General features: G+C 50.5%; 10 protein-coding genes. 1 reads left to right on the plus strand and 9 read right to left on the minus strand.

Features of this window, described 5'->3' with window-relative positions:
• Position 1 precedes the first annotated feature (1 nt).
• From bamA to rpsB, 9 genes are all read right to left on the minus strand, one after another.
• Entirely contained in the window at positions 2-2,440 is a 2,439-nt protein-coding gene (gene bamA / locus BZG14_RS04235; RefSeq protein ID WP_077486854.1) for an outer membrane protein assembly factor BamA, read from the minus strand.
• Positions 2,441-2,473: 33 nt separating this feature from the next.
• Positions 2,474-3,829, minus strand: a complete 1,356-nt coding sequence (rseP, locus tag BZG14_RS04240) for a sigma E protease regulator RseP (protein WP_077486855.1) — start codon at positions 3,827-3,829, stop codon at positions 2,474-2,476.
• The gene (gene ispC / locus BZG14_RS04245) at positions 3,826-5,022 is read right to left on the minus strand and encodes a 1-deoxy-D-xylulose-5-phosphate reductoisomerase (protein ID WP_077486856.1); all 1,197 of its coding nucleotides are present in this window, start codon (positions 5,020-5,022) and stop codon (positions 3,826-3,828) included. Before ispC ends, rseP begins: the two co-directional genes overlap by 4 nt.
• An 18-nt stretch (positions 5,023-5,040) precedes the next feature.
• A complete protein-coding gene (locus BZG14_RS04250) occupies positions 5,041-5,892 on the minus strand; it encodes a phosphatidate cytidylyltransferase (RefSeq protein ID WP_077608058.1) in 852 nt (283 codons plus the stop codon).
• A 15-nt stretch (positions 5,893-5,907) separates the two neighbouring features.
• The gene (locus BZG14_RS04255) at positions 5,908-6,678 is read right to left on the minus strand and encodes an isoprenyl transferase (protein ID WP_069363542.1); all 771 of its coding nucleotides are present in this window, start codon (positions 6,676-6,678) and stop codon (positions 5,908-5,910) included.
• A 75-nt stretch (positions 6,679-6,753) separates the two neighbouring features.
• Entirely contained in the window at positions 6,754-7,311 is a 558-nt protein-coding gene (gene frr / locus BZG14_RS04260; RefSeq protein ID WP_077486857.1) for a ribosome recycling factor, read from the minus strand.
• Positions 7,312-7,364: 53 nt separating this feature from the next.
• Positions 7,365-8,093 (minus strand): UMP kinase, encoded by a 729-nt coding sequence (gene pyrH / locus BZG14_RS04265; protein ID WP_046074177.1) that lies wholly within the window; start codon positions 8,091-8,093, stop codon positions 7,365-7,367.
• Between the two features lie 82 nt (positions 8,094-8,175).
• Positions 8,176-9,018: a translation elongation factor Ts gene (tsf, locus tag BZG14_RS04270; RefSeq protein ID WP_077458455.1), complete on the minus strand. Its 843-nt coding sequence runs from the start codon at positions 9,016-9,018 to the stop codon at positions 8,176-8,178.
• A gap of 132 nt (positions 9,019-9,150) precedes the next feature.
• Positions 9,151-9,879, minus strand: coding sequence for a 30S ribosomal protein S2 (gene rpsB / locus BZG14_RS04275; RefSeq protein WP_046074175.1), 729 nt, complete (start codon positions 9,877-9,879; stop codon positions 9,151-9,153).
• Positions 9,880-10,326: 447 nt separating this feature from the next.
• Between rpsB and map the strand changes: the two genes are divergently transcribed.
• The gene (gene map / locus BZG14_RS04280) at positions 10,327-11,121 is read left to right on the plus strand and encodes a type I methionyl aminopeptidase (RefSeq protein WP_077458453.1); all 795 of its coding nucleotides are present in this window, start codon (positions 10,327-10,329) and stop codon (positions 11,119-11,121) included.
• Positions 11,122-11,171 lie beyond the last annotated feature (50 nt).

The following is an 11,171-nucleotide window of genomic DNA, read 5'->3' on the forward strand; positions in this document are numbered from 1 at the left end:
ATCAGAATGTGCGCCCGATCGTGAAGGTAAAGAACTCTTCATCGTCGCCAGGCTGGCTTGTAATAGGTTTTGCGATAGAAAATACCAAAGGTGCCATTGGGGACATCCACTGCAATGCCATGCCGTAAGAGGCACTGATATTGGAGGGATCGGAATAGTCTTTTGTACCGGCGGGATAGCCCATGTCGACCAATTCTTGGCGATCAAATTCAGTGTCCCACACTGAGGCGGCATCGATAAACACACTGGTACGGATTTGCTCACGCGCCTCCTCGGAGGCAAACGGTGTTGGCACAATCAACTCGGCACTCGCGCGTGCCATAGCATTACCACCTACGGCATCACTCGAACCATAGCTACCTTCTGAGTACTCAACGTCTCCGTCTGATTGCTCAGATCCTCCTTCCGACTTATCTTTATAGACCGCTTTGGGGCCTACCGTATTGGAACGGAAGCCACGCAGTGACGAGAAGCCCCCTGCGTAATAGTTTTCATAAAACGGCAGCATATGATCTTGGCCATTGGTTTGACCATAACCGTTACCATAGCCAAGTCGACCACGCATCAACAGCGTAAACTCGTGCTCTTGTGTCAGCGGCACGTACTGGCGGATGTCATACTGCATTTTAAAGTACTGCACATCCGAGCCAGGTACCGTCATCCGATACGATGCGCGTTGGTAGTTACCCGCGGTTGGGAAGTAGCCGCGGTTGAGATTATTGCGCGTCCAGGATACCGACATATCAAAGTCGTCAACTTCCAGGCCTTCATTGTTATTAAGGTTATCTTGGTGAAGGTCTAAGAACTTATCAATTTGATAATAACTGCCGAGGTTCTCAATCTTGTTGTGAGTGTATCCTAGCGAGAAATCAATCGAGTTCAGCTCGTCAGTCCAAAAGCCCCATGTGAGGTTGGTACCGTAACTTTGGTTGGTGTACTCAACGATATTGGCGTCACGGGCTTCAAACTCGTTATAGAACACCTTGCCGCCTAGGCTCACACCATCAAGGGTAAAGTAAGGGTCACGGTACTCAAGCGTGAGGTTTTTGCGATAGTCGTTGACCATGGCGTTGATACCAAAGCGGTTTCCCGTACCGGCAAAGTTATCTTGCTGTAAGCCGAGCTGTAAGCTCGCACCAGACTCGGTGCCATAACCGATACCAAAGTTGATGCTGCCGGAGTTAGCTTCTTTAACCTTATAGTTAACGTCGACTTGATCATCCGTGCCTGGCACCCGCTGGGTATCCACTTCCACGTTCTGGAAAAAGCCGGTACGACTGAGGCGCTCTTTACCACGAGTAACCGCTTTTGAGTTAAGCCAAGTGCCTTCAAGCTGTCGCATTTCACGGCGCAACACTTCATCTTTGGTGGTGGTGTTGCCTGAAAAACGCACATTGCGCACATAAATTCGCTTACCGGGCTCAACGTTGACCGTTAACGACACCTGCTGATTATCATCGTCAAAGCTGGGTAGGGTGTTCACTTTCGGATAAGCAAAGCCTGTCTCGCCCAGGTGCCGTTTAATCGCCTCTTCAAGTGCGGTCACTTTATCGCCGTTGTAGGTATCGCCACGGGTAAAGGTGACCAGTGAGCGGTAAGTGTCTTCATTCTGTGGGTCGCCACGAAAGTCTAAATCAGCGACCTGATAAGGCTTGCCTTCATTGACATTTAAGGTGATGTACACCCCTTTTTTGTCCGGTGAAATCGCTACTTGTGTCGACTCAACACGGAACTTCAAATAACCACGGTTTAGATAAAAACTGCGTAGTTTCTCAAGATCGCCTGCAAGAACCTGTTTTTGATACTTTTCATTGGCGAGAAAATTCCACCACGGCACATCGGCACGCAAATCAAAATTATCGCGTAATTGCTCATCACTGAACACATCATTACCGACAAAGTTAATTTGCTCAATTTTGGCAGACACACCTTCGGTGAAGACAAATTTCAAATCAGCGCGGTTGCGCGGCAAGGGCGTCACGACGGCTTTCACCGACGCACTGTATTTACCCACACTGTAATAAAAGTCCTCGAGGCCTTTTTCGATTTTGCTCAGTTGGGTGCGATCGAGCGCTTCGCCAACCCGAAGACCTGACGACGTCAGGTTCTCTTTTAGCTGCTCTTCCTTGATTGCCTTGTTACCCGAAAAAGAGATACTGGCAATGGTCGGACGCTCCACCACTTTGACCAGCAGGGCGTCGTCATCGCGATACACGCGTACATCCTCAAAGTTACCTGAGGCAAAGAGCGCGTTGATGACGTCTGCGACATCTTCATCGTCAACCTTGTCGCCGACCCGCACAGGCATCGACAATAAAGCGGCCCCTAAACTGACGCGTTGTAGCCCCTCAAAGCGGATATCGCTGACTTGGAATGCGTCAGCATGCGCCATACTGCTGCTTACTAAAAGAGACGCTATTAATAGTTTTTTCATCGCCATCTGCTATCTGACTTATCCTTGAATACTAACCGTTTAAAGTCGGGCGAAGTCGTTAAACAATGCCACTGCCATTACCATCATCAACACGGCAGCGCCGATTCGATACCCAAAATCCTGCACACGCTCCGATACCGGTCGCCGTGTGACAGCCTCAATCCCAAAGAACAGCAAATGGCCGCCATCCAATACGGGCAGAGGGAGTAAATTGATAATGCCCAGGTTCACGCTAATCAGTGCCATAAACCCTAAAAATGAGATCAACCCGATCTCCGCGGTCATCCCCGCGCCTTTTGCTATCGATATAGGGCCGCTCAAGTTATTCACCCCTACATCGCCCGTAATCAGCTTTTTGATCATATTGACCGTCATGCTGATCACTTGGCCTGTTTTATCTACCGCTTCAGGTATCGCGGCTAGTGGTCCATATTGCTGAGTAAACCGATATGAATCCGGCCACGGTTCCATTTGCGGCGCAATACCGGCATAACCTATCACTTTACCATCGCCTTCGCGCGCATCCGGCGTTAGCACCACAGACTGTTGCTGTCCTTCTCGCATGACCATCAGTGACAACGCTTGATTCGGGCTGGCTTTAATCACCTCAACCAAACGCTGCCATGACGACAGCTCGGTGTCACCCACGGCAATAATTGTATCGCCTTGCTTGAGACCCGCCTGCTCTGCCGCGCTTCCCTCTACCACTTGCGCGATCGATAACGTTATCGCAGGGCGATAAGGCGTGATCCCTAATGTCGTCAGTGGCGATTGCTTTTCTGGATTAAACTGCCATCGGTCTAAGTCCAGTTGATAATCTCTGTCATAACTGGATGCAGGCGTCGGCTTCGCAGTGAGGGTCATGCTCTCATCACCGATATGGCCGATCAACGCAAAATTCACAGCTTGCCAATCAGCGGTTTCGACGCCTGAAACTTGGGTTAGTTCCATCCCTGACTCAATTCCCGCGTCCGCCGCGATCGAGTTGGGTGCAATTTCACCAATCACTGGCTTTACCGCGGGCACACCTATCATCATCACCAGCCAGTATGCAAAAACGGCAAAGACGAAATTAGCGATGGGGCCAGCAGCAACAATCGCACTGCGCTGCCATAAAGGTTGGTTGTTGAAAGCAAGGGGTTTATCCGCCTCAGGCACTGCCTCAATACGCTCGTCCAACATTTTGACATAGCCGCCAAGAGGGATAGCAGCAATCACGTACTCAGTGCCGTCCTTGCCATATTTGCGCCATAGTGCACGGCCAAAACCAATGGAAAAGCGCTCTACCTTCACGCCGCAACGACGAGCGACCCAGAAATGACCAAACTCATGAATCGCAACCAGTATTCCCAGTGCGACGATAAACGCCGCTGCATTCCATAGAAACCCACTCATCGTGCCACCTTAGCAATCTGCTCATTTGCAGTCATGCGCGCTATTCTATCCAGCTCAAATAAGCAATCCAAGCTTGTCGGTGTCGGGAGCGGCAACTGAGTCATAACCTGCTCATTAATACGGGCAATATCCATAAAACCCACTTTGCCTGCCAAGAAGGCCGCCACGGCTTGTTCATTGGCCGCATTCAAACTTGTCGTTGCCGCCTGTCCTTGCTCACACGCTGCCATGGCAAGCGATAAGCATGGGTAACGCCGGGGATCGGGGGCCATAAAGGTAAACTCACCAATTTGGGTAAAATCGAGGGGCGCGACAGGCGCTTGCACGCGTTCGGGGTGTCCCATCGCATGCGCAATAGGGGTGCACATATCCGGTGTCCCTAACTGTGCTAACACCGAGCCGTCACACATCTGTACCATGGAGTGGATCACTGACTGAGGATGGATCACCACCTCCAACTGAGCAGGCTTAGCGTTGAATAACCAACGCGCTTCAATGTATTCCAAGCCTTTATTCATCATGGTGGCGGAATCAACCGAGATTTTCGGTCCCATCGACCAGTTAGGATGCGCGACCGCTTCTTCGATACTGACAGCTGCCAAGCTGTCCGGATCGCGATAACGGAACGGGCCGCCCGATCCCGTTAATAAGATTTTGTTGACCCCAGCGGCGTTAAGATCGCAGCGTCCAGGTGCTTTTTGTACCGCGTCAGGCAAGCATTGAAAAATGGCATTGTGTTCGCTATCTATCGGCAGCAGTTCTGCACCATACTGATGTACCGCATCAATAAAGAACTGCCCTGACATCACCAAGGCCTCTTTATTGGCCAGTAGCACACGCTTTCCCGCCTTAACCGCAGCCATGGTCGAAGGTAACCCTGCTGCGCCGACAACAGCAGCCATCACCATATCAACGTCCGGTAGTGAGGCGAGGTGGCACAGGCTCTCTGCGCCGCCAAGGACTTCGGTACGCAGGCCTTTCTCCGCAAGCGCTTTGCGCAATTGATGTGCCGCACCGTCATCCGCCATTGCGGCGTATGCGGGCTGCCAACGGACACACAAGGCGACCATTTTCTCAACATTGGTATGCGCCGCCAGTGCGGTGACGTCATACTGCTCAGGGTTCGCTTCCACCACTTTCAATGTGCTGGTACCAATCGAACCTGTCGCGCCTAAAACGGTGATTTTTTGCATGTAAACGACTCGTTTCACTTAATTCGCAAACGCGAAATACAACACGGTAAACACGGGGAATGCGGCTGTTAGACTATCAATACGGTCGAGAATACCGCCATGACCAGGAAGAAGGTTACCACTGTCTTTGACCCCTGCCACACGCTTAAACATGCTTTCGGCAAGATCCCCCAACACCGAGGCTAAAGCAGTTACCACCGCAATCGCTAACAATACCCCAAGGTTGGCAAAGTGAAGCTCTAACGCGTAGGCACCCAGCCAGGTCACCCCTACCGCCGCGGCCAGCCCGCCCAGTAACCCTTCAAGGGTCTTATTCGGGCTCACCGCCGGTGCCATTTTGTGTTTGCCAAACTTCTTTCCAGCAAAGTAAGCACCGCTGTCCGCACACCAAACCAGCACAAATACCAGCAGTACTAATTTGGCACCGTAGTAAGTGGAAAATTGATAATCCGCGGCGCGCAGTAACAACACACTCCACATAAAGGGCAACATAGTGAGCAAGCCAAACACCAAACGAAGGAGTTTACTGTGGGTCCAATAGCTGCCGGAGCGCGGGAATGCGAGCACAAGAACAGTAGCAAATAGCCACCAAGCCGCCCCTGTGGCGGCGACCGCAAAAGGCGGTAAACGGACGTGCCCCAATGCCATGGCGTCAAAAGGGAGAGYAAACAGAGACAATGCCAACGCCGCAGCGGGAATGATAAAAGTCAGCAGGCGTGACGACGCCGAAACAAATTGCGTCCACTCCCAAAGTCCAATAAGCGTGACGACCGCTATCGCTGCCACAAAGGCAGGAAACGGTAAGTAGAAAACGCCCGCGACCACTAACGGGACTAAAAAGGCCGCGGTTAAAACTCGTTGTTTGAGCAAACTGATTCCTCGTGGTTACTTATCCGTGGTTATCATGGCTTTAATTTGCTCGCCCGTGCAGCCAAACCGTCGTTCTCGGTTGACGTACCAAGCCACAGCATCATACAAACTCTGTTCGTTGAAGTCCGGCCAATACTGCTCAGTAAAACACAGCTCGGCATAAGCGGCTTGCCATAAAATAAAGTTACTGATGCGACACTCCCCGCTGGTGCGGATCATCAAATCCACGTCCGGTAAGTCAGCCAACATCAAATGGCGAGCAATATCTTGCTCACCGATATCGTTCGGTTGCAACTGCCCTGCGGCGACTTCTTCGGCCACTCGGCGTGTTGCCTGGGTAATATCCCACTGCCCACCATAGTTAGCAGCAATATTGAGCACCAAGCGATCATTGTTTGCCGTCAGCGCTTCGGCTTCAGCGATTTTGGTTTGCAGAGACGGGCTAAAGCGAGAGGTATCACCGATAATGCGTAATTGTACACCGTGACTGTCTAGCCGCTTGACTTCACGAGAAAGCACATTGATAAATAGCTCCATCAATACGCTTACTTCATCTTCAGGACGACGCCAGTTCTCACTGCTAAATGCAAATAACGTCAGGGCTTTTACCCCGAGTTCAGACGCTGCTTTCACCGTTTTACGCACCGCTTTGACACCCGCTTTATGTCCAAACACACGGGCTTTGCCTCGTGCTTTGGCCCAACGTCCATTGCCGTCCATGATCACGGCAATGTGCTGCGGTAAAGCGGCAGATTCGAGCTGCGCATCAAGAGACTGGGAACTCATGTTTCTCCTTGGCAAATAAAAAGCGCTGTACTGCACGCACAGCGCTTTAGCATCGGCGGTAAAGTCTAATGAGATTTAGACTTCCATCAACTCTTTTTCTTTTGCATCAAGAAGTGCATCAACATTCTTGACCGCTTCATCGGTCAACTTTTGAATGTTATCTTGCGCGCGATGCTCATCATCTTCAGAGATTTCTTTGTCTTTAAGCAGCGCTTTAAGCTCATTGTTAGCATCACGGCGAATGTTACGAACAGCGACACGAGCTTGCTCACCTTCAGCACGCACGACTTTCACCATGTCTTTGCGACGCTCTTCGGTCAACGGGGGCAAAGGAACACGGATCACTGTGCCGGCAGAGGCTGGGTTAAGGCCCAAGTCTGAGGTCATGATTGCTTTTTCAACTGCTTGTGTCACTTGCTTGTCGTACACGCTGATCGCCAACGTACGCGCATCTTCTGCCACAATTGAGGCCAGCTGATTCAGGGGGGTCGGTGCACCGTAGTACTCAACCGTGATCCCTTCAAGCAAGCTTGGGTGGGCACGGCCTGTGCGCAATTTACCTAGCGTGTGTTTTAGCGCGTCTACACTTTTATCCATACGCGCTTTGGCGTCGTCTTTTATGTCATTAATCACGGGAGTATCCTTGCGATTGAATTAGTTTGTAAGATTATGCCACCAATATCGGCTTAGCTGTTAGTGATCAAGGTGCCTTCTGCCTCGCCCATCACGACACGGCGTAATGCACCTGGCTTGTTCATATTAAAGACACGAAGGGGCAACTTATGATCACGTGCTAGCGTAAATGCGGCCAAATCCATCACTTTCAACTCTTTTTCTAACACATCTTGGTATGTCAGCGAGTCATAAAGCGTTGCATCTGGGTTTTTGGTTGGGTCATCGCTGTACACACCATCGACCTTGGTTGCTTTAATCACGATATCAGATTCGATTTCAATACCGCGTAAACAGGCCGCTGAATCCGTGGTGAAGAAAGGGTTACCTGTCCCGGCGGAGAATATCACGACACGACCATTGCGAAGCTGGCTAATCGCTTCTGCCCAATTATAGCTATCACATACACCATTCAAGGGAATGGCCGACATCACTCGCGCGTTCACATAGGCACGATGAAGTGCGTCACGCATTGCCAACCCGTTCATCACGGTGGCTAACATACCCATGTGATCGCCCACAACACGGTTCATTCCCGCCTCAGCAAGACCAGCACCCCGGAATAGATTACCGCCACCGATAACCAAACCCACCTGAACACCCAGCTCGACCAGTTCTTTGATTTCTTGTGCCATACGATCTAGCACAGCGGGATCAATCCCGAATCCATCATCGCCCTGCAGGGCTTCACCGCTAAGTTTAAGTAAAATTCGTTGATAAGCTGGCTTAGGATTTGTGGTCATTTCACTACCTTTCTATTAGGCACTCGTTGGGGAAGAAGGTTATGGAAGACCGCGGCGAGTACCGCGGTCTGAGTCAGAAAAATTAGCTTTGTTGCGCCGCAGCAACTTCTGCAGCAAAGTCTACTTCTTCTTTCTCGATGCCTTCGCCCACTTCAAAGCGGATGAAGTCGGTCACTTCGGCACCTTTTTCTTTCAGCATTTGGCCCACAGTTTGTGATGGGTCCATCACGAATGCTTGACCTGTCAGAGAAATTTCACCGGTGAATTTCTTCATGCGACCAGCAACCATTTTCTCTGCGATCTCAGCAGGTTTGCCTGATTCCATTGCGATATCAACCTGAATTTGCTTCTCTTTCTCTACCACGTCGGCAGGTACATCTTCAGGGTTAACATAGTCAGGCTTAGACGCGGCAATGTGCATCGCCACGTGCTTGATGGTTTCTTCGTCCGCTTTTGCCGCAACGATAACACCGATGCGACCGCCGTGACGGTAAGAGCCCACTTTCTCGCCTTCGATGAATGAAACACGGCGGATATCCATGTTTTCACCGATTTTCGCAACCAGGTCAGCACGCTGCTGTTCAAATTTTTCTTTCAGCGCGTCGATGTCAAGGCCTTCGGACAGTGCGGCTTCAGCAACTTGATCAGCAAACTCTACGAAGTTTGCGTCTTTTGCAACGAAGTCAGTTTCACAGTTGATCTCAACGATCGCTGCTTTGCCTTCGTTTTCTTTCACTAGGATCACGCCTTCAGCAGCAACACGGCCAGCTTTCTTCGCTGCTTTTGCCGCACCGCTCTTACGCATGTTCTCGATTGCTACTTCGATATCTGCGTTCGCTTCAACCAGTGCTTTTTTACATTCCATCATGCCAGCGCCAGTGCGCTCGCGAAGTTCTTTAACCAGGGCAGCGGTAACAGTTGCCATTGTTCAATCCTCGATTCGAAACTATTTGGGTAAAAAACAGGGGCCCGAAATCGGCCCCTGCTAACCATACTTAGCTTACAGCATGAAAGATGACACGCTGATGGCTAAGAACGCTCACAAGGAGCTGTCGTCTTATTCAGCGACTTCAACCAGCTCGTCTTCTGCTTGCGCAACGATGTCTTGGCTACGGCCTTCTTTGTAAGCGTCAGACGCGGCATTCAGGTAAAGCTGGATAGCGCGGATTGCGTCATCGTTACCTGGAATGACGTGGTCAACGCCGTCTGGGTTAGAGTTAGTATCTACCACTGCAAATACTGGGATACCCAGGTTGTTCGCTTCTTTGATGGCAATGTGCTCGTGATCCGCATCGATAACGAACATTGCATCAGGCAGGCCGTTCATGTTTTTGATACCACCCAGTGATTTGTCGAGCTTTTCCATCTCACGGGTGTACATCAGTGCTTCTTTCTTGGTCAGCTTCTCAAACGTACCGTCAGTAGACTGAGTTTCCAGGTCTTTCAGACGCTTGATAGATGTACGAACGGTTTTCCAGTTAGTGAGCATGCCGCCCAACCAACGGTTGCTTACATAAAACTGCTCGCAGTTTTCTGCTGCCGCTTTTACCGCTTCGCTTGCTGCGCGCTTAGTACCAACGAACAGGACTTTACCTTTACGCTCACCGATTTTTGACAGTTCAGCCAAAGCATCGTTAAACATTGGTACAGTTTTCTCAAGGTTGATGATGTGCACCTTGTTACGTGAACCAAAGATGAAAGGCTTCATTTTTGGGTTCCAGTAACGAGTTTGGTGACCGAAGTGTACGCCCGCCTTGAGCATGTCGCGCATTGAAACAGTAGCCATGATAATTTCCTCTTGGGGTTAGGCCTCCACATATCCCATCCACCGACCCGCTTGAGGGCACCCCGGTCAATGTGTCGATATGTGTGTGATTTAAAATAAAAAATGTTGAGTGAAGACCATCAAACTGAAACCCAGCTCAGCCAGATTGATCACAATGACGGTTTTCGGCGCGCTTTATACCACAAAAACACCAGTAAAATCCAGCAATATTGCGCATTCGGTCAAGCTTGGTTGCCACCGCCTCTCATCGGGATCCCGCCCCTTTTGGTTTCCAGAATGCAGATGGCTTGGTACCATAGCACCACGATCATACGGCTGCTCACCTCAGTCGCTGCGACAAGCGTAGCAGCTCTGGGCGGCTGTGCTCGATGATACCGAGCGTGAAAAGATCCGGCTCTCGTTCTCATCGTCATCATTGAGCGACCCAAATTAAAGTGAGAAAGCAAAATGACAATCCCGATTAAAACAGAAGAAGAAATTGAAAAAATGCGCGTCGCTGGCCGCTTGGCGTCCGACGTGCTCGTCATGCTTGGCGACCATGTAAAACCCGGCGTCACCACCCGTGAGCTGGATGACATTGCTCACAAATATATGACTGAAGTGCAAGGCACGACACCGGCCACCTTGGATTATCATGGTTTTCCCAAATCCATGTGCACCTCGATTAACCATGTGGTTTGCCATGGTATTCCGAACGATGACGATGTGCTGCAAGAGGGCGATATCGTCAACATCGATGTCACTGTGATCAAAGATGGCTACCATGGCGACACCTCAAAGATGTTTTTAGTCGGTGAGGTGTCTTTGGAAGACAAACGTCTATGTCGTGTCACACAAGAAAGCCTCTATCACGCGATCAAAAAGGTCAAACCCGGGGCCACCGTGGGAGAGCTTGGCTCCGCCATTCAAAAATTCATTAAAAATAGCAATACACGCTACTCGATCGTGAAAGAGTACTGTGGGCATGGCATTGGTGCGAGCTTCCATGAAGATCCTCAAGTGGTGCACTACAAAAATAATGATCGCACTGTACTCAAACCTGGCATGTGCTTCACCATCGAGCCTATGATTAATGCAGGTAAATACGGTACCGTGCTTGATGAAGACGACGGCTGGACGGTGTATACCATCGACGGTAAGAAGTCGGCCCAGTGGGAGCATACGCTACTGGTGACCGAGACTGGGGTCGAGGTATTAACGCTGAGAGAGGAAGAGAGCCTCCCGCGTTACATCAACCACTAATCCAACCCATAAAAGCCGGCTTCGCTCCGGCTTTTTTTTGCGCAAAGGAT

Source organism: Salinivibrio sp. IB282, assembly GCF_001995685.1.
Classification (GTDB): domain Bacteria; phylum Pseudomonadota; class Gammaproteobacteria; order Enterobacterales; family Vibrionaceae; genus Salinivibrio; species Salinivibrio kushneri.